The 18,811-nt window shown below is 60.2% G+C and carries 13 protein-coding genes and 4 pseudogenes; 13 read left to right on the top strand and 4 right to left on the bottom strand.

All coding sequences use genetic code 11. The features are described from left to right. Positions 1-102 precede the first annotated feature (102 nt). The 4 genes and pseudogenes from EJ071_RS36180 to EJ071_RS36160 all read left to right on the top strand — a co-directional run. Positions 103-1,713, top strand: a complete 1,611-nt coding sequence (locus tag EJ071_RS36180; protein ID WP_245460111.1) for a choline dehydrogenase — start codon at positions 103-105, stop codon at positions 1,711-1,713. A gap of 34 nt (positions 1,714-1,747) precedes the next feature. Further along, complete coding sequence (locus tag EJ071_RS36175; protein ID WP_126102114.1) at positions 1,748-3,172, top strand: aldehyde dehydrogenase family protein; 1,425 nt, start codon at positions 1,748-1,750, stop codon at positions 3,170-3,172. Positions 3,173-3,258: 86 nt separating this feature from the next. Beyond that, positions 3,259-3,957 carry a GntR family transcriptional regulator gene (locus EJ071_RS36170; protein ID WP_126102113.1) on the top strand — a complete coding sequence of 233 codons (699 nt, stop codon included), beginning with the start codon at positions 3,259-3,261 and terminating at the stop codon, positions 3,955-3,957. Between the two features lie 258 nt (positions 3,958-4,215). Next, positions 4,216-4,437, top strand: a pseudogene (locus EJ071_RS36160) (transposase); the annotation flags it as partial. A gap of 52 nt (positions 4,438-4,489) precedes the next feature. Here EJ071_RS36160 and hypD read toward each other — a convergent pair. Continuing rightward, a pseudogene (gene hypD, locus EJ071_RS36155) lies at positions 4,490-5,335 on the bottom strand (hydrogenase formation protein HypD); the annotation flags it as partial. Positions 5,336-5,397: 62 nt separating this feature from the next. Next, entirely contained in the window at positions 5,398-5,847 is a 450-nt protein-coding gene (locus tag EJ071_RS36150; protein ID WP_126102866.1) for a MucR family transcriptional regulator, read from the bottom strand. A gap of 382 nt (positions 5,848-6,229) precedes the next feature. Here EJ071_RS36150 and EJ071_RS36145 point away from each other — a divergent pair, with 382 nt between their 5' ends. From EJ071_RS36145 to EJ071_RS39885, 5 genes and pseudogenes are all read left to right on the top strand, one after another. Then, complete coding sequence (locus tag EJ071_RS36145) at positions 6,230-7,090, top strand: DUF6502 family protein (protein WP_189521347.1); 861 nt, start codon at positions 6,230-6,232, stop codon at positions 7,088-7,090. Beyond that, on the top strand, positions 7,090-8,157 hold the full coding sequence (locus EJ071_RS38895; RefSeq protein ID WP_189521346.1) for a hypothetical protein: 1,068 nt from the start codon (positions 7,090-7,092) through the stop codon (positions 8,155-8,157). The genes EJ071_RS36145 and EJ071_RS38895 overlap by 1 nt, the downstream gene beginning before the upstream one ends. Before the next feature lie 564 nt (positions 8,158-8,721). Next, entirely contained in the window at positions 8,722-10,188 is a 1,467-nt protein-coding gene (locus tag EJ071_RS36140; RefSeq protein WP_126102111.1) for a glycosyltransferase family 1 protein, read from the top strand. Next, positions 10,185-11,012: a hypothetical protein gene (locus tag EJ071_RS36135; protein WP_126102110.1), complete on the top strand. Its 828-nt coding sequence runs from the start codon at positions 10,185-10,187 to the stop codon at positions 11,010-11,012. Before EJ071_RS36140 ends, EJ071_RS36135 begins: the two co-directional genes overlap by 4 nt. A gap of 103 nt (positions 11,013-11,115) precedes the next feature. Continuing rightward, positions 11,116-11,223, top strand: a pseudogene (locus EJ071_RS39885) (two-component system response regulator); the annotation flags it as partial. Between the two features lie 633 nt (positions 11,224-11,856). Here the strand turns inward: EJ071_RS39885 and EJ071_RS36120 are convergent. Then, a complete protein-coding gene (locus EJ071_RS36120) occupies positions 11,857-12,555 on the bottom strand; it encodes an antitoxin Xre/MbcA/ParS toxin-binding domain-containing protein (protein WP_126102109.1) in 699 nt (232 codons plus the stop codon). Between the two features lie 314 nt (positions 12,556-12,869). Between EJ071_RS36120 and arsC the strand changes: the two are divergent. Continuing rightward, positions 12,870-13,259: pseudogene (arsC, locus tag EJ071_RS36115) on the top strand (arsenate reductase (glutaredoxin)); the annotation flags it as partial. 506 nt (positions 13,260-13,765) lie between these two features. On the opposite strand, the gene EJ071_RS36110 reads toward arsC, so the two are convergent. After that, positions 13,766-14,869, bottom strand: a complete 1,104-nt coding sequence (locus tag EJ071_RS36110; protein ID WP_126102864.1) for a Fic family protein — start codon at positions 14,867-14,869, stop codon at positions 13,766-13,768. 1,019 nt (positions 14,870-15,888) lie between these two features. Between EJ071_RS36110 and alr the strand changes: the two genes are divergently transcribed. The 3 genes from alr to EJ071_RS36095 all read left to right on the top strand — a co-directional run bounded on the left by alr (position 15,889) and on the right by EJ071_RS36095 (position 18,766). Next, complete coding sequence (gene alr, locus EJ071_RS36105; RefSeq protein ID WP_126102108.1) at positions 15,889-17,043, top strand: alanine racemase; 1,155 nt, start codon at positions 15,889-15,891, stop codon at positions 17,041-17,043. A 91-nt stretch (positions 17,044-17,134) separates the two neighbouring features. Further along, positions 17,135-17,938: an ATP-binding cassette domain-containing protein gene (locus EJ071_RS36100; protein ID WP_126102107.1), complete on the top strand. Its 804-nt coding sequence runs from the start codon at positions 17,135-17,137 to the stop codon at positions 17,936-17,938. Between the two features lie 45 nt (positions 17,939-17,983). Next, on the top strand, positions 17,984-18,766 hold the full coding sequence (locus EJ071_RS36095) for a transporter substrate-binding domain-containing protein (protein ID WP_126102106.1): 783 nt from the start codon (positions 17,984-17,986) through the stop codon (positions 18,764-18,766). Positions 18,767-18,811: the final 45 nt, after the last annotated feature.

Raw genomic sequence — 18,811 nt, 5'->3', positions numbered from 1 at the left:
ATTCGGACCGACGGAAATAACATGTCTGTTCTCTCGTTTCGATTGCCAGATTGTGCATTATGCATTATAGCTCGGTCAAGACGGGCGGCGGCTGAGGCAATTGTGAAACTGCAAGACGAGTTTGACTACATCGTCGTGGGGGGAGGGGCAGCGGGTTGCGTGCTGGCGGCCCGCCTCTCCGAAGATGCCGCCTGCAAAGTCGCGCTGATCGAGGCAGGGGGACGCGACAACAACATGCTTGTCACCATACCGGCAGGTTTTTGGCTGTCGCTTAAGACTGGCCTGTTCAACTGGAAATACACCACCGAGCCCCAGAAAAACCTGAACGACCGCACTATCTATTGGCCGCGCGGCAAGATTCTCGGCGGATCTGGCGCGATCAACGGCATGGTGTATATCCGCGGTGTGGCGAGCGACTACAACACTTGGTCCCAGCTGGGCAACCGCGGTTGGTCGTACCACGATTGCCTGCCCTTCTTTAAGAAAACCGAAGGTTGGTTCGGAGGCAACACAGAATATCATAACGCAGCCGGTCCATTTAAGGTCACACGCTTCGGCGTGAAGCATCCCCTGCAAAAAGCTTTTGTGGAAGCCGGCATGCAGGCGGGGTTTCCGTATAATGATGACTTCAACTCCGGCGATCAGGAAGGTTTCGGTCCGCTCGACTGCAACATCTTCGAAGCAAAGCGCATCAATACCGCTCGTGCCCTGCTTCACCCGGCCCAAAAGCGCGCCAACCTCTCGATCATAACCCGGGCACTCGCATCGAAGGTTAGTGTTGAAAAGGGGCGGGCGGTCGGCGTTGAATTCTATCAGGGCAGGAGCGTGCGGGTCCTCCGGGCCGCGCGCGAAGTGATCGTGTCGGCGGGAGCAGTGAATTCGCCGCAGCTGCTGCAGCTATCCGGCATAGGCCCGGCTGATCATCTGCGATCGCTGGGGATCGACGTGGCGTGCGACCTGCCGGGTGTGGGAGACAATCTGCAAGACCATCTGGTGGCCGGTCTGAAGCAGAAGATTTCGCAGCCGATCTCCTTCATGCGCGGGACAGAGCCTCACAACGTCCTGCGCTATTTCATCCAGTATCTTGCGACCAAGAGTGGGCCGGCAGCCTATCACGGGGTCGAAGCGATCGCCTTCCTGCGCAGTCGCAAGGAGCTCGCCGATCCGGATCTACAAATTCACATGACTAACATGATGTATGAGGACAACGGTCGTAAGATAATCAAGGAGCATGGCTTCATGCCGTACTTCAATCTGTCGAGACCCGAAAGCCGCGGATACATCCGTATCAAGTCGAGCGATCCTCGAAAGCACCCGGAGATCCAGCCAAACTACTTCCAACGGCAGGCCGACATCGACGTGATGCGCGCGGGGTTCAAGCTGTGCCGAGAGATCGTCGCGCAGCCGGCGTTCGACCCGTTCCGCGCCGAAGAGCTGTCGCCAGGTACGCGCGTGGCGACGGATCGCGAAATCGATGCATGGCTGCGGGCGAATTCGGAAACCATCTACCACCCGGTCGGCACCTGCAAGATGGGCCATGACGACATGGCCGTCGTCGACGATCGATTGCGCGTCAGGGGCGTCGAGCGGCTTCGCGTCATCGACGCGTCGGTCATGCCGACCCTCGTCAGCGGCAACACGCAGGCGCCGACAGTCATGATCGCCGAACGAGGTGCGGATTTCATTCGCAATCCTGACAACTGGGCTCAGTGAGGCGCAGGCGGCGGAATCAGAAAGGACATAGCGGATGCGGACTCAACAGAACTTCATAGATGGAACATGGCGCGCGTCGACAGCAGGCGTTCCTTTTGAGGTAGTTAACCCGGCCAACGAAGATCACTGCGCGACCGTTATGTTGGGAACGGTTGAGGACGTGGACGATGCGGTACGTTCGGCCAGGCGTGCCTTTCGCGATTTTTCGGTTTCCACCGTCGCTGATAGGCTCGCGTTGCTGCACGCTATCAAAGCTGAATATTCGACGCGGGTGAACGATCTGGCCGCCGCTATGACGATGGAAATGGGAGCGCCCAAGACTTTTGCGCTCGGTCCACAGGTGGGGACTGGGCTCGCTCATATCACGCGAATGATCTCGGTGCTGGACGCTTATCCGTTCGAATGGATGCAAGGTGAAACCAAGATCGTAAGGGAACCCATTGGCGTTGCCGGCCTGATCACGCCCTGGAATTGGCCAAGCAATCAAATCGCCTGCAAGGTTATTCCGGCCTTGGCGGCAGGCTGCACCATGGTCCACAAGCCGTCCGAACTGGCGCCGCTCTCCGCCGTGATCTGGGCTGAAATCCTGGAGGTCGCGGGTGTGCCGGCCGGCGTCTACAACTTGGTTCAAGGTGACGGCGCCACTGTCGGTCATGCCATTTCAAGCCATCCTGGCATCGATCTTGTGCATTTCACGGGCTCCACGCGCGCTGGTATTGCTGTCGCGCAGTCCGCAGCTACGACGGTGAAGAAAGTGGCACTTGAGCTCGGTGGAAAATCGGCGAACATCGTGCTCCCGGATGCGGATCTGGCTGTCGCAGTCACGGGATGCGTCAAGAAGATCATGGGAAACAGTGGCCAGTCCTGTGCAGCCCCGGCCCGGCTCTTGGTGCAGCGTGATCAATGCGCTGAAGCTGCGCGCATAGCGGCTGATGTCGCGGAAGCGCTGATTGTTGGCGATCCAATGGATCCGGCCACCGATGTTGGACCGCTAGCTAACGAGGCACAATACCGGAAGGTTAAACATCTCATCCAACAGGGCGTCATCGAGGGCGCACAACTGGTTTGCGGCGGCGCAGAACACCCGAACAACCTTGAACGGGGTTTCTTCGTTCGCCCGACCATATTTACTGAAGTCTCGCGCGACATGCAGATTGCGCGGGACGAGATTTTTGGGCCGGTGCTGGTCATCATGCCCTATACCGACGAGGAGGATGCGATCGAGATCGCAAATTCCAGCGAATACGGGCTCGCTGCCTACGTCCAATCGGGCGATACAGACCGCGCCCGCAAGGTCGCTTCGCGGCTTCAGGCTGGTCGAATCGAAATCAACTTGCCAGCTTGGGACGATGCCGCGCCGTTTGGCGGCTACAAACGCTCCGGTATTGGGCGGGAGTATGGCAAATGGGGATTGGAAGAGTTTCTCGAAATAAAAGCACTGATCGGGTGCCATGTTTAAGTTGGACGGCTATTCGTCCGTAGAACGCTGGCGCCGGTTACTCTGAAAGCCTTAATCGGCTAAGTTAGTTCTGCTCAGGAGCGCAGATGGCAAAAGGTCAAATGGGTGTCGTGTCGGTGCAGCGAAAGACGCTGACGGAACATACTTTTGAGGTCGTCAAAGGGATGATACTGGACAACGTGCTGAAACCTGGCCAGCAGTTGAACATATCGTCCTTGGGCAAGGAGCTCGGAGTCAGCAGTTCCCCGTTGCGTGAAGCATTGGTCAGGCTCGAGGCTGAGCGCCTTCTGGTTCAAAAGCTCTATTGCGGGTACCTGGTAGCCGAAGAACCTAGCGCCGCCTATTTCGAGAGTTTGCTGGAATACCGAATAGTCACCGAGGGGCACTGCGCGAGGATCGGGGCGCCACGAAACGATCGCGAGATCATCACGGGGCTCCAAGAGTGTTTGGATCGCATGAGTGCGATAAATATTCTTGGTCAAAAATACGAAGAATACAAAGAATTCATTGAAGCCGATGCCGATTTTCACGAGTTTATCGTTAATAGCTCGCAGAATCCGGTTATGCTGGAAACTCATCGAAGCCTTAATGTGATACTCACCCAATCACGCCTCTATCGCGTAGTGGAATCAGCCCAAGCCCGCTTCGCCGAGGTGATGGCTGAGCATACGCAGATCTTGCAGGCTTTCGAGGCGGGAGATGGGCGGAGAGCCGAGAGGGCTGTGAAGTCTCATCTTGAAGGCGGCAAACGACGTCTTTTGGGGTTCGCTTCGAACGAGTCATGATCTTCGAGAATCAAAGACCCGATGTTTGATCTCAGGCTTTGACGGGGCGTTTGGTCGAAGATGGAAGCTACCTCGATCGAGGCGACGCTCGGTGACGTGAAGGTCGTGTCCCATCAGGTGGTGTAGCTCTGGGGTTACGAAGTCGCTCGCGAGCGCGCCGTTAGTAGCGCTGTAGCGAGTGAGCGGCGTGTCGGTGGTCATCGGCGCTTTCCGGTAGGGTTTGGTTGTTGACGCCAACCCATTTCGGAAGGACCACCGATGACCGACGACATGATGAACCTACGCACGCTCGTGGAGAAGACCCCGGATGCCGATCTGCTGCGGGAGATGATCGGCTTTGCCGCCGAGCGGCTGATGGAAATGGAGGTGGGCGCGACCACCGGCGCCGCCTATGGCGAGAAGAACCCGCTGCGGCTCGCCCAGCGCAATGGCTACCGCGACCGGGACTGGGAGACGCGGGCCGGCACGGTCGAGCTGCGCGGCCGGGCTTCCGGGGAGGGAGACCAGCTGGCGCCGTTTCGGGCCGTTCCTGCCGTTTCACGCCGCCATATTGGTAATAGGCCGCGCAGGCGCCCTCGGGCGAAACCATCAACGCACCAAGGGGCATTTCGGGCGTGCAGAGCGTGCCGAATACCTTGCACTGCCACGGTTTGAGCACCCCTTTCAGAACCTCACCGCACTGGCAGGATTTCGGATCGGCGATCTTGATGTTGGGAATGGCAAACTTGCGCTCGGCGTCAAAGCGAGCATAGTCATCGCGCACCCTGACCCCCGAATGGTCGATGGAGCCCAGCCCGCGCCATTCGAAGAACTCCCGCAGCTCATAAACCTTTGCCACGGCCGCCAGCGCAGGATCATTTCCCGCTTCGGGCACGATGCGCGTGTACTGGTTCTCGATCTCGGCGCGGCCCTCCTTGATCTGCTTCAGGATCATCCAGATCGACTGCAGGACGTCGAGCGGTTCGAAGCCGGCGACAACCATAGGACGCCGGTAGAAGTTGGCGATGAACTCGTAAGGCGCCGTGCCGATCACCATCGAAACGTGGCCGGGCCCGAGGAAGCCATCGAGATGGAGATCGGGGCTGTCCAGGATCGCTTTGATCGTCGGCACGATGGTTATGTGGTTGCAGAAAACCGAGAAGTTCTCGATGCCGTCGGCTTCCGCCTGCAGCACGGTAAGCGCAGTGGAGGGCATGGTGGTCTCGAAGCCGAGGCCGAAGAACACTACCTGGCGGTCGGGGTTCTTGCGCGCGAGCGCCAGCGCGTCCATCGGCGAGTACACCATGCGCACGTCGGCGCCGTCGGCCTTGGCCTGCATCAGGCTCTTGCGCGAACCTGGCACGCGCATGGCATCCCCAAACGTCGTGAAGATAACGCCTATTGAGGCCGTTTTGCTCGGATCATCTGTTACGCCCGTAGCGTCGCAGTCCGTTTCGGAGCCTATTTTATCTTTCGGCCGAGACCCATGGATTTGGCCAGTTTCGAGCGGGTTGCCGAATAGTTCGGCGCCACCATTGGGTAGTTGGACGGCAGGTTCCATTTCGCTCGATACTGATCCGGCGTAAGGCCGTACTGAGCCCTGATGTGCCGCTTCAGCGATTTGAAGCGCTTGCCGTCTTCCAGGCAGATGATGAATTCGGGCGTGACCGATTTTTTCGCCCGGGCGACGCCCTTGATCTCGTCGGGCCGGACGTCAAGCGACCCGATCGAGATCAGCTTGATCGAGGCATATATCTTGCCGATGAATTCCGGCAGCTCGGCCGCGGGCAGTGGGTTATTCGAGACATAGGCGGATACAACGCTTGCAGTCAAGGAGACGGCTGAATCGACGCCTTCCTTGCCCGAGATGATGCCGTCCGGGTCTGAAAGGATCTTCCCGTTAGCGTCCATGCCGCGATGCGCAAGATCGATGCGGTCAACATTGCCCGCTGGCCGGTCGAACCCATCCAAGGCCCTGGTTATGGCCGGTTTCACATAAGGCCTCTTCAAAAGTGCTCTCCTTGCCGGTCATGCGCTGGCGGTGATGGATGCGAGATTCTGCTTCGCAATAAAGTATTGTGGGAAAATTTCACACGTGTCAACCGAAGGAGTCGAATGGGTTCGCCGAAACCGGGAGCCGACGAATGGGCGTGAACCCGCAAATTGCCAATTCAGCATGAGGGGTGGACAGCCGGCGTTGCCGGTCCATCTATTGTGGAAGCATTTCCCACGGGCTATTTTCGGCAGGAATTCTCGGGGCATAGGCGAACTGATTGACGGGTGAAGGACGGCGATGAGCAAATCGGCGGAACAATATCTGGATGCCGCGGGCGTCCAGAGCGCGTTGAACCGGGTGCTTCGCCCGTTGGTGCGACTGGCGATCAAGTGCGGGGTGACGTTTCCCACCTTCGTCGATCTGTTGCGGCAGATCTACGTCAACGTGGCGGAGCACGAGTTCACGCTGCCCGACAAGCCGCAGACGGACAGCAGGGTAAGCCTGTTGACGGGCGTCCATCGCAAGGAGGTCAGTCGTCTGCGCGGCGCCGGCGCCCCGGTCAGGGTCATACCCGACTCGGTTTCAAGGACGAGCGCACTCGTCGCGCGCTGGCTTGCCGATCCGATGTTCACCGACGCCAGGGGCGCGCCATTGCCCTTGCCGCGAATGGCCGAGACCGGCGAGGCGTCGTTCGCGGGTCTGGTCGAGTCGGTGACGCGCGATTTGCGGCCGAGGGCGGTTCTCGACGACTGGCTCGATCGCAAGCTGGTGGAGACCGATGAAGAGGACCGGATCGTCTTGATGGAGGCGGCAATGGCGCCGCGCGACGATGGCGAGGTCCGGCTCTATTACTTTGCCCGAAATCTTCAGGACCATGCCGCCGCCGCCGTAGCGAACATCCTGGCGGACAAACCGCCTTTCATCGAGCGGGCCGTCCACTATGACGGCCTCTCTGAAGACCTTGCCAGGTCGCTCGAAGCCTACAGCCGCAAGGTCGTGGTGGAGACACTGCTCCACCTCAACAAGCATGCGAACCAGGCGGTGAAAAGCGATCCCGGCGGAACAAGCCGGTGGAATTGCGGCGTCTACATCCTCACCGCCGACGGCGCATCGTTTGCCGGCGAAGACTCTTCCAAGCCTGCCGGCGGAGACGCTTGATGGACTGGAGGTTGACGAGGCGGAGTTTCCTGACGCTCGGCGCCGCCTTTCCGGCGCTGCTGTTCAGTGCTTTCGCGAGGGCGACGGACACGTCGGGCGACCGGGGTATCGGCGGCACCGGCTGGACGGCGGGAACCGGGGACGATCACGGCATCGGCGGCACCGGCATCGTGGGAACCATACAGCGCTTCGGCAGCATCTTCGTCAACGATGTGCGGGTCGCCTACGGTCCGGATGTGCCCGTCTGGATTGACGGTGTCGCCGCCACCACAAGCAGCCTCAAGGTAGGGCATGTCGTGCGCGTGGCGGTGACACAGGACGCGGATCGCGTCGTCACGCGGCAAATCCATGTCACCAGCGAGGTCGTCGGACCCGTCGAGCGCACAAGTCGCGGCTCGATCCTGGTTCTGGGACAGAGCGTGGACACCGGCGGCGTTGCAGGAATGCCACCGGTCAGGAAGGGCGATATCGTGGCCGTCCAAGGCATTCGCCGGCCGGACGGGAAAATCGTCGCGAGCCTGGTAGAACCCAGGCCCTCCACGACACACTATCTGGTTCGCGGCCTGGCGGTGGTGAAGTCGGGGGGCTCACTCCTGGTGGGGCGGCTGAATGTCGGGCCAAGATCATCGCAGCTTGCGAACCGCCGCGTGGAACTGACCCTGGTCAAGGCCACCGGCGGCTACAAAGTAGTGCGCATCGAGGCGGAGACACCGGTTCCGCAGGCCGATGTCGCGAGCGTGCTCTACGAGACCTTCTTGCAGCGTCAGGGACGACGGCTGGAATCGGGTCTGGGGGTCTCCGTCGAGGGCGACGATTCCAAATCGACGGCCCCTGTGCGCGCGTTCCTTGCTGTCGGATTCGATCGGTCGGGCAATATCGTTTCGGCCTCGCGTCAGGCGAATGCCAGCACGCGCTCGCCAGGTCAGCCTGGCATGCCCGGCCAGCCGCCAGGTCCACCGAACGGCCCGGGAGCTCCCGGAGTTCCCGGTACACCCGGAGGCGCCCCCAATGGCGGACCGGGTGGGCCTGGTGGCCCCGGTGGACCGGGCGGCCCTGGCTCGCCTTAAGGGCTCGGATAAGCCGAGGGGCAAAGGGTCGCCGGAACCTTGCCCTGAGGCAATGCTGAGTGCTTAGCGACTGTCAGTCGCCCACCTCTCGAAAATAACCGTCTCGCGATGGCGAGGGATCCGGCCGGTCTGTCTTTTGCGAGGGGACAGAACCGGCCGGCGCAGCCGCACTGGCTCTTGTACCGGGGTGGGTGGTTCGAGCCTTTTCGGTACGGCTGCTTTTCCGCGGATCATGCGGGGGGCAGGTGATCCGCCGAAATTCAGTCCGGACCCCGCGCGCGGCGAGCCCGGTCTAAGCGGCTTGAAATCAACGATCAATTATTGGTGGGAAAAATGCCCACATGTCAAGCGGCTCGTTGGACGAGGGCGTCCCGAGTGGCTTTTCATGTTGATCTCTTGACGTGGGTAATTTTCCCACGTAGATGCTCAGCCATCAGGAATTGAGTCTGACGATCCAAAGACCAGGCGCGGGTCTCGCTGAGTGCAATTCGCAACGGTGAGTTGCGTGCGGCGTTTGCCCTCCGGTTTTGCCGACGAAATCGACATAGAATTGAAGGTAATCCATTGAAGAAACTGTACATCGACTCGAGCTTACCTTTTCGGTGGGGACCGCATCCGCCCGTAGGCATACCGCGCGTCGAGACGGCACTTGTGCGCCAGGCGCTTCGATGGCGCGCCTCGCCGGTCGGCTTCTTCATCGTCGACGCGCAGGGGCGGGGCCGAATGCTGGGCGAAGCGGAGCTTCGCTACCTGAAGCGGCTGGTCGAGGGTGAGCTGCCGCAAGCCGTCGGCGGAGAGGACAGGCCGTATCTGGCCCGCCTCGGGAAGGTGCTGTCGATCATGCGCGATGCGCCCTTCGATTTCGGACGCGAGTTCGACCGCGTGGCGGCGATCTTCGTCTCGGGCTCGGAAAAGCGGCGCGGGATCAAGTTCCAGCTCTCCAAGACGGCCATTCGCCTCTTCAAGACGATGAAATCATGCCTGCGCGCGAGGAGGACCGAGACGAAGGATCCGCTGAAGGACGACAACGCCGTATGCTTCCTGTCGAGCGCGAGCGTGCATGAGATTGCCGCCAAGAAGCTCGCGGGAAAAACCAGCTGCGGCATCTTCACCATCATGCACGATCTCATCCCGATCGACTTCCCGCACTTCGTCGGGCCTCATCATGCGCGCGGCTTCGTCCGCAACACGGCGTGGCAAGTGGAAAATTCCGACCTGCTGGTCTGCGTGTCGAACTACACGGCCGACAGGGTGAGATGCCATGCGAGAGCTTCCAATCCCGCTCGGATTCCGGAAGTGGCGGTCGCTTCGCCCGGCGCCTTTCTCAAGGAAGGCGTCGCAGACGGACGGATGCGCCCCGAGAGACAAAACCAAGGTCGGAAGTTCGTTCTTTATTGCTCGACGATCGAGATCAGGAAGAACCACATCCTGCTGCTCAAGGTATGGCATCGGCTTCTGCCTTTGCTGGGCGATCGGCTGCCGACGCTGGTTTTCTGCGGCCGTTGGGGGTGGATGTATGACGAGCTGGTGGCCTTCATGGAGGCCAATCCTCGGCTTCGCGACCATGTTCAGTTCCGCTCCAATCTCAGCGATCAGCAACTGGCGGAACTCTATCGGGACGCCGAATTCAGCGTCTATCCGTCCGCGGTGGAAGGCTGGGGCCTGGGGGCCGCCGAGTGCCTCGATTTCGGCCTGCCGGTTCTGATCTCCGACGCCCCGTCGCTGACCGAGGCAACGCAAGGGTTGATGCCGACGCTTCCCGCGCACGATGTCGAAGCCTGGTGCGCCGCCGTCGCCAAAGCCTGTACCGATCCGGGCTGGCTCGCCGAATTGCGTGAGACGATCGCGTCGCGTTACCGCCCGATCCGCGAGCGGGATTTTTTCACGACAATAGTCGGCCATGTCGCCACGCTCGATTCCAGCGATCCAGGACCCATGATCCGTCGGCCGGAGCGCCCGGCGACGCGGACGGTTTCGCGAGTGGGCGAACTGGCGGCCGAGCAGCCGGCTTTTCGGCAAGCGGAACGGTGACCATCATGAATGTTTCAACGCCGATCGGCTTCCCGACGCGCTTTGGCCAGCACGCCGTCGGCGTCCGGGTCATGGGCACCCCGAGATCCGGTACAAATCTCGCCAAATATCTGATCGAACGCTATCTGAAGGTGCCAGTCGTCTTCGATCAGGGGTTCTGGAAGCACGGGATTTTCCCGGCCCTGATGAACGGGCGCGATCTGCTGTATGGCGACCTGCCGATTGTCGTGATGAGCAAGGATCCTGTCAGCCAAATTCTCTCCTGGTACCGGCTGGCAAGGAACGACACCATTTTCAGGCCGAAGAAAAGCCTGGGTTCCTTCCTCCGCGGACCGTTCGAGGTCAGGCAGGATTTTACGCGACCTGGCAGTATGGAATACCGGTTTAAGACACCATCCGACTACTGGAACCAATTTTACTTTGCCATGGATGCGTTGGTGCGAAGTGGCGTTCCTGTCCATTTCGTCTGCTACGAGAACCTCGTTTCGTCGCCAGTCCTGTCTCTGCACATGCTTTCTCATTTCCTGGACCGCTCGCCGCGATTCGACATTGGTCATGCCGTGGATCTTCCGCAGTATGCGCTCGGCGCCAGCAATGACATTGACCTGACTGAAAGCTCGGCAATCGATCGGCCTCCGTTCGACCCGGTGCGTGCGGAGTTGGCTTCCGCACTTGCCCGGATCGGGTGGCGCAACGCGCGCGCGATCCTGCGCGGCATCGATGACGACGTGCTTGAAGCAACGGGGCGGACCGGGTTTCGCAGGTCGTGCCGGGAGGCGGTCGGCGCGAAAGCAATGCTAAGGTCGCTTGTTGGCTTTTGGTGAGGTCCAGGGCCGACGACCCTCGATGATCTGAAAACGTGAGGCCGAGTTCGCCTCCGATCGACTACCGCATTGCACAATTCCGGTCCGCCTACACAATAGGCGCATGTCCGCCGGTTCGTTGACCATCCTTGTTATCGACGAGAACCGCAGCCGTGCTTCGATCATCGAGGCCGGATTGCGGGATGCCGGGCATCGCCATGTCACGGTGGTTCAAGTTCACCGTCACGCCCGGACGCAAGCTCTCCGGAACGATCTGTGCTTTGACCTCATCCGGCCGCCGTCCCGTCATGATCTTCTGAGGAGGCAGACGAAGCTGCGAGATTCGAGGTCGATGTGCCGGACATTGGGGTCATCCGAGTAATCGCTGCGTGAAGTCGCTTGAATCGGAAGGCCCGGATACATGTCCGGGCCTTCCTCCTGCCTTCTCGGTTCGCTCGTCCCCCCTCAAAAATCAGGGTGAGCAGACTTCGTATGTCGAATGAGCGAAATCCCGACCGCGAGTGCGTCCAGCGCATCGTGCTGGCCACGTCCGGGCCGGAACCCATACGAGAACCCGAGGAAGTCTTCCTCGTAGATCGCGTTCAGCACCGCGACCGTCGCTCTTTGGACAATTTTTATCCTCAAGGGCGGCGATTGCGAGCAGGCGTTGGCGTCCGTCTGGCTTTGGTATGTATTGCCGCCATGCGGGGCTTGCCCGGTATGCACCTCTTTGGAGCCTATCGCGCAGATTTTCGATCAGGTGAACAAGGTCCGCTTCGTAGGCTCGCCATGTCAACCCGTCCACCGGGGGCTGCATCACGCCGTAGAGCGTAATGCTGTCCTCAACATTTCGAGATGGAAAGGGTCAAGTCGAAGAAAATCGGCGCGCGGCCGCCACCACGTCACACACCATGTCCTGTTTGAGGACCTCGATCGGAATGCGGTCGTGGAGCTCTTGCGACGGGCGAGTCAGCCAGAACCAAGCCAGCCGTGGATTGCCGAATGCCGACAGTACTTCGGGGATCCCCGATGCCGGCCTGCCGTCGATAAACTGGGCGAGCGGGAAGACATGCTTGCGGCCGCCCTTGCGCAAGGCAATAACCTCATTGCGCCGTTGCCAGCGATGCAGCGTCGAGCGCGGTATGCGGAAATGCTCTTCCAGATAGGTCGACCCGGCGACCTCGCCCGCCCAATCCTCGATCAGCACCGATTGAAGATCATTGGCCCGCGGCGGCGACGAAGGCGCTGCGCTCGCCGCCGTAGGGCTTTCATCCGAGCTGTCGGCACTTGCGAAGTCGCCGCTCGCGAGTTCTGCCATTGCCTGGAAGAATCCGGAGGCGAGCGCAGTGCATTCGCCCTTGAAAGAGCCGATCGCGAGGCGCTGTTCCTGTGGAAGGAACGGGACGGCGGCCGCGAGGCTGCCAGCGATAGCGCTAGCAGACACCAGGGTCTGTGGGTCTAGAACGATACCGCGCTGGATCAGGGCCTGTTGCACGGCTTCCGCCACCAGGCCTGCCAAGACACCTTGCGAAATCCCGTCCGTGGGATGTTGAGATTGCGTCATGTATCTGTCTTGCGCGCGCCCGTCCCGTGACTGCTGCCGATTGTTGAACGGCTACAGCGGGAAACGGAAATGGCAGCAGCAACGGATGCAGCGACCCGATAGGTTGCTGTCTTGCATTTTGACATCCCCAACTGCTGTCGAGGCGTCCCGAAATGTCAGTCACGAGACGCATCGGTTTTCGATTAGGTTCGAATTGTGACAGCTGCGCGACAGAGGCAGTTTGCGGCCGAACTGCTCGGCGCCCTGATCGCATTGGCTTTGATGGGCTGGCTGCTGCGTCCGGGAATCATCCAACAACCTTTGAAAGCGGAGCCATGACGGTCACGATCTATCACAACCCCGATTGCGGCACCTCCAGCAACACGCTGGCCATGATCCGCGCCAGTGGCGAAGACCCGATCGTGATCGAATATCTGAAGACGCCACCGAGCCGCGAACGGCTGCTGGAATTGATCTCGGCGATGGGAATTGTTCCGCGCGGGCTGCTGCGCGAGAAGGGAACGCCTTATGCCGAGCTTGGCCTCGCCAACCCGAAATGGAGCGATGACGAGCTGGTCGATTTCATGCTCGCCCATCCGATCCTCATCAACCGGCCGATCGTCGAGACGTCGAAGGGCACGAGGCTATGCCGGCCGTCGGAAGCGGTGCTGCCGCTGCTCGACAATCCGCCGCGCGAGTTCGTCAAGGAAGACGGCGAGAAGGTCGTTTACGAGCCGGGGCAGGCCGGATTGGACGCCACCGCGCCTGTTGCGCGTAATCGCCATGTGCTCGTCTCGGCCCTCGGCGTGACGCAGATCCTTGCATGGGGATCGTCCTACTATCTGCCTGCGGTGCTTGGCGCACCGATTGCCAAGGATACCGGCTGGTCGCTCGCCTTATGGTGCCGGCAATGGTATCCACACGATCGCACGCGGCGCGCTGCCGCCTGGGAAATGCCAAATATCGCTATGTAAACACACGATGTGAGAAAGCTATTCGGTCTCGACAAGACGGGGCGCGGATCATGATGAGCCGAGTAGGGTCAATCTGCGCCATGGCGTTGGACAGTGGGTGCAGCGCTTGTTGGAAAGAGCGCCATATGCGAGCATCGCCGATATGAAAAACGAACACGGGGAACCGTCGCCCGATGAAACCGCCGGGGTGGTGTGGTGGAACTCTCTTACCGAGGCCGATCGGGCGGTTCTTGACCGATGAGGCCAACCATGATGCTTCATCGCTCAGGCTTCGCTGGCAGTCGGTCGCTGAGAAGAGCGAGTAGGGCTGGATTGATATAGAGGTTTTCCCGACCGGCCTTCATCTCCTGCAGCAGGCCGTGCTCGGCGACGGTCTTCAGATAAACCGATGCCGCCTGTCTTTTAGCGATGCCGGCCGCCACCAGATCGCCGATGCGGCAATAGGGATTCACGAAGATCACTTCGGCCAGCTCGCGCGAATAGATTTTCGGCAGGTCGCGTCTGATGCGCTCCGCGGTTTGATCGAGCAGGTCCCGGATGGCGCGGATGCGCGCCGTCGACCAGTTGGCCGTCTCTCGGATCGCTTCGAGCATGTAGAGGATCCAGTCCTCCCATGCGGACTCGGTCGTGACGGCCAGAAGCCGATCGTAGTAGGCGCGCTTGTTGCCGATGATATAGCGGCTGAGATAAAGCACCGGGATGTCCAGCAGGCCCTTGTCGACGAGGTAGAGCAGGTTCAGCACCCGTCCGGTTCGGCCGTTGCCGTCGGTAAAAGGGTGGATCGCCTCGAACTGGTAGTGCATCACGGCGAGCCGAATCAGCGGGTCGATGTCCTCGGCCTCATGGAAATAGCGTTCCCAGTTCGCCAGCTTGTCGCGCAGTAGCGCTTGCCCTTCCGGTGGGGTGTAAATGACCGCGCCGGTCGCATCGTTCATCAAAGCCGTGCCCGGTGTCGCGCGGATATCCAGTTCGACGCCCTTGATGGTCCGGCAGACGGCGATCGCCGTGGACGTCGAGACCGGGCGCTGTTTGAGCGTCTGAAAACCTTCGCTGAGGGCGGTGCGATAGCGCAAGGCCTCTTTCGTGGCAGGATCGGCCTGGTTGCCGGCCTCATTGGCGAAGCGGAACAGCCTGTCGGTCGTGGTAACGATGTTTTCGATCTCCGAGCTCGCTTGCGCTTCGAGCAGTGGAATCGAATTGATCAGGACCGCCTGGTTGGAGATGATCTGTCCCGACACACGGAGTTCCGTTAGTGCTGCGCGCGCCGCAATGCATGCTTTCAGCACCACCTTTGTCTCCACATCCTGGCGTGGAGGCAGGGGAGGGAGGTCGTTGTAGGGGCGGTCCGGACGGAACGGCATGTCGATCAATCCTTCTGCGATCGACATGTCGGGCGAATATGTCGTCGGCATCGACAGATCGTCGAATCATGTCGATAGAATCGCAATTTATCGACGTATCGCACACCTCGCAAGCCGTCCGTACAAATGCAGAAGATCGACCATTTGCAGGCCCGTAAAGCGCGATCGAGGCTTTTTGGGGAGGGAACGAACGATATGCAGCCGTTGCCCGGCGCCATGAAAACATTCGTGACGCCGGCGAGGCTCCTAATTCCACCTGTCTTGGCCGACCCGTCTTCGCCCTCGAGGCCCAAGGCAGTGTGCCACAGCCTTGGTTTGCCGCGCTCGACTGGCTCATAGCCGCCGTCTTCGAAGATGGTGACCGACTCGCACGCGCTCGACGATTGCGTCGCTGTGGCAAAGGGCGGAACGCACTGCATCGTCAATTAACTGTGTTTGATGACGATGACTACGCCTATGCCCGGCTTGTGGCGAACCGCTATCCCTCTTCCGGTTTATCTGCAGGTCGGGAATCCTGCACCGCTGATCACCCACGCGGGTCCTGGCGGCGACGAGGCCCCCATCGACGATTTGATGAGGCGCTTCCGATGGCTTGTCGACAAGGTCGCTGGGGATGGATGGTTCACGGCAACGGTCCTGCCGCAGTTGCATGTGCTGGCCTGGGGCAACAGGCGCGGCGTCTGACGAAGCGAAGCTAAACCTTTCTGCTCGCCACCGAGCAACCCGTGGTGGGGGCGATCGAGCTGACTTGAGATCAGGCTTGACGCGGGGCGTTCCATAGGTGATCGCGGTAAGTCGCATCCTTCATCGGCGACATGCAGAGCGGAGTGGCGCATTTCCAATTCCAGGACTTTTGGGTCAAGGGCGACACCTGCCCTTCAACGATAGGGCCCATGAAAGTCCGGCTCTTTCCATCTTTGGCGAAGATTTCTCCGGATGCCACCATATTAACAAAACTAATACGGGGTCAAAAAAACTTAATAAATTGATCACTTCCCAGTTTCCTCCCATCGTTTGGTATGCACTCAAATGAGCATACTCAACCGCAATTTGCCGCCTCCGGAGGACCAGCCCTTGGCCGGGACAGCTGGTACGAGATCGACCTCGGCGCGATCAGGCACAATTATCGCCAACTGCGCGCACATCTGCCCCATAAGGTAAAAATTTTCGCGTGTTTGAAGCGCAATGGATACGGCTGCGGGGCGGGACCTGTGGCGCGCGCTTTGGCTGCAGAGGGAGCTCACGGCTTTGCCGTCGCCACGTTGCCCGACGCGATCGCGATCCGCGAAATGGGGATCGGGCTGCCGGTCCTGCTCTATCCTGGTCCTCTGCTGGCAGCGGCAACTACGATCGAGTCGCTGGGCCTCACCGTCACCGTCTCCAGCCTGGACGAACTGGAATGCTGGCGCGCCGCCATGAGCATGACGCGCATCTTCGTCAAGGTCGATGTGGGCTTCTTCAGGGCCGGCGCCACGCCTGCGGAGATTGGCAAACTTCTCGCGACTGCGCACGCCTGCAACAACGTCGAAGTGCAGGGTCTGTACGCCCATCTGAGCGAGTTGCCCACATCGCGGCCTTGCGCTGCCCTTGACCAATTCGCCCGGCTTCAGCGGATTATTCAGGAAGTCGAAGCCTCTTGCACGCGTCCTCCTATTATCATGATGTCGAGTACCGAAGGTGTGCTTCGGTATCCCGCGATGGATTTCGATGCCGTCGATCCAGGTGCCTTGTTCGTCGGTATTCCCGAGACGGATCAACCTGTGCGGCCGGTCACCCTGCGGCCGGCGCTAAAGGCCATTTCGACCTCGCTGGTTTCCCTCAAGCAGATCGATGCATCTCTCGGCCCAACTCCAGACCTACCCGGCTATAGGCGGGGAATGACGATCGGGGTTCTGGGTATGGGCTGGGGGGACGGATTTCCGCGCCACGTGCCAGCCAGGGCTGAAGCGATGGTTAGGGGGCAGCGCGCACGCCTGCTTCCTCCCGCGCATCTCGAACACCTTCGCATCGATCTGACGGATGTTCCTGAGGCGAGGTTCGGCGATCAGGTACTACTGCTCGGGCAGCAAGGCAAGCAGACGATCACACACGAAGAAGTCGCCGCTCAATGGGGCACCGACCTGGTCGGTCTTTATGCTCAGCTCCGGGATCACGTCCCGCGTGTCTATGCATGAATGGACGAGGAAATGGAGCAATGCAGATGAACGCGTTCGGAAGAGCGCTGTTGCTCCTGCTTGCAAATTTCGCACATGGGGCCGAGCAGCAATGACAGCAATCCAGGCAATATCCTGCCACACTGTGGTCCCGGCCGAAGCCATCCATGTCGAGAACCTGCACAAGAAATTCGGCCAGTTGCACGTGCTCAAGGGCGTCTCGCTGTCGGCGCGCGACGGCGAGGTGGTCGCCATCATCGGCGGCTCCGGCTCCGGCAAGTCGACGCTGCTGCGCTGTATCAACTGCCTGGAAAATCCGACCAGCGGCGTCATCCGGGTCAATGGCGAGGAGATCAAGCTGAAGGCCGACAGCCACGGCCACACGGTTCCTGCCGACCGCCGGCAGATCGAGCGCATCCGCTCGCGGCTCGGCATGGTGTTCCAGAATTTCAACCTGTGGAGCCACATGACCTTGATCGAAAACGTCATCGAGGTTCCGGTGCAGGTGCTCGGTGTCAAGCGCGACGAGGCGATCGCGCAGGCCGAGAAGCTGCTTGGCCGCGTCGGGCTGGCGGAAAAGCGCGACGTCTATCCGGCGTTCCTGTCGGGCGGGCAGCAGCAGCGCGCCGCGATTGCGCGCGCGCTGGCGATCAATCCGCGCGTGATGCTGTTCGACGAGCCGACGTCGGCGCTCGATCCGGAGCTGGTCGGCGAGGTTTTGAAAGTGATCGGCGGCCTGGCGCGCGAGGGGCGCACCATGGTGCTGGTTACGCATGAAATGAAATTCGCCCGCGAGGTCGCGACGCATGTGATCTTTCTCCATGACGGCCGTCTTGAAGAGGAAGGATCGCCGGACGCGATATTCGGCTCTCCAAAGTCGCAGAGGCTTCAGCAGTTCCTCCGCAGAGTAGGCTAGCGGATGAAGACTAGAACTAACGCAACCGAAAAGGGGAACTATAACATGAACGTATTTTGCAAGATATTGGCAGCTGCGGCAGTCCTAAGCGCCTCGGCTATTGTTGCGCAAGCGGAGCAGGTGAAGGTGGGCGTTGCGGCAGAGCCTTACCCTCCATTCTCGTTCCTGGATGCTTCTGGAAAATGGGTCGGCTGGGAGATTGAAATCATTGGCGCGATCTGCGCCGAGGCAAAACTCGACTGCGTCATCACGCCCGTTGCCTGGGACGGCATCATTCCTTCTCTGACGTCCAAGAAAATCGATGTCATCATGAGTTCGATGTCAATCACAGAGAAGCGCAAGAAGACGATCGATTTCTCCGACAAGTATTATAGCGATAACGGGTACACGATTGCCGGTCCCAAGGGCGTCGCGATGGGTCCTACGCCTGAAGGCCTCAAGGGCAGGATCCTTGGTATTCAGGTCTCTACCAATGCCGAGGTTTACGCCAGCAAGCATTTCAAAGACAGCTTGGCCGAGATGAAAACTTACCAGACACAGGATGAAGCCAACCAGGACCTGATCGCCGGCAGGATCGACGCCATTCTGGCCAGCCCGCTTACCATTGATCAATTCATGAAGACTGACCAGGCCAAGGCCTGCTGCGAGGTAAAGGGAAAGGTTGCCAGTGATCCCGAGATTTTCGCCCCGGGCGCGGGCGCTGGTCTGCGCAAAGGAGACACCGCGCTCAAGGAAAAGATCAACGCCGCAATCAAGGGAATCCGCGGCAACGGCAAGTACGCCGAAATCACCAAAAAGTATTTCGATTTCGACATTTACGGCGACTGAATCCACAACTTCCTTGGTAAAATTGACCCTCGCAGAACCCTTCCC

The sequence above is a fragment of the Mesorhizobium sp. M1B.F.Ca.ET.045.04.1.1 genome (assembly GCF_003952465.1).
Taxonomy (GTDB): domain Bacteria; phylum Pseudomonadota; class Alphaproteobacteria; order Rhizobiales; family Rhizobiaceae; genus Mesorhizobium; species Mesorhizobium shonense.
This window is presented reverse-complemented; position numbering and strand designations above follow the sequence as displayed.

Bases quoted from the DNA above. Each gene is read 5' to 3' on its own strand.
- EJ071_RS36100 (WP_126102107.1), top strand. From the start codon at position 17,135: ATGACAGCAATCCAGGCAATATCCTGCCACACTGTGGTCCCGGCCGAA.
- EJ071_RS36095 (WP_126102106.1), top strand. From the start codon at position 17,984: ATGAACGTATTTTGCAAGATATTGGCAGCTGCGGCAGTCCTAAGCGCC.
- EJ071_RS36175 (WP_126102114.1), top strand. From the start codon at position 1,748: ATGCGGACTCAACAGAACTTCATAGATGGAACATGGCGCGCGTCGACA.
- alr (WP_126102108.1), top strand. From the start codon at position 15,889: ATGCACTCAAATGAGCATACTCAACCGCAATTTGCCGCCTCCGGAGGA.
- EJ071_RS36150 (WP_126102866.1), bottom strand. From the start codon at position 5,847: ATGGACGCTAACGGGAAGATCCTTTCAGACCCGGACGGCATCATCTCG.
- EJ071_RS36170 (WP_126102113.1), top strand. From the start codon at position 3,259: ATGGCAAAAGGTCAAATGGGTGTCGTGTCGGTGCAGCGAAAGACGCTG.
- EJ071_RS38895 (WP_189521346.1), top strand. From the start codon at position 7,090: ATGGACTGGAGGTTGACGAGGCGGAGTTTCCTGACGCTCGGCGCCGCC.
- EJ071_RS36120 (WP_126102109.1), bottom strand. From the start codon at position 12,555: ATGACGCAATCTCAACATCCCACGGACGGGATTTCGCAAGGTGTCTTG.
- EJ071_RS36145 (WP_189521347.1), top strand. From the start codon at position 6,230: ATGAGCAAATCGGCGGAACAATATCTGGATGCCGCGGGCGTCCAGAGC.
- EJ071_RS36110 (WP_126102864.1), bottom strand. From the start codon at position 14,869: ATGCCGTTCCGTCCGGACCGCCCCTACAACGACCTCCCTCCCCTGCCT.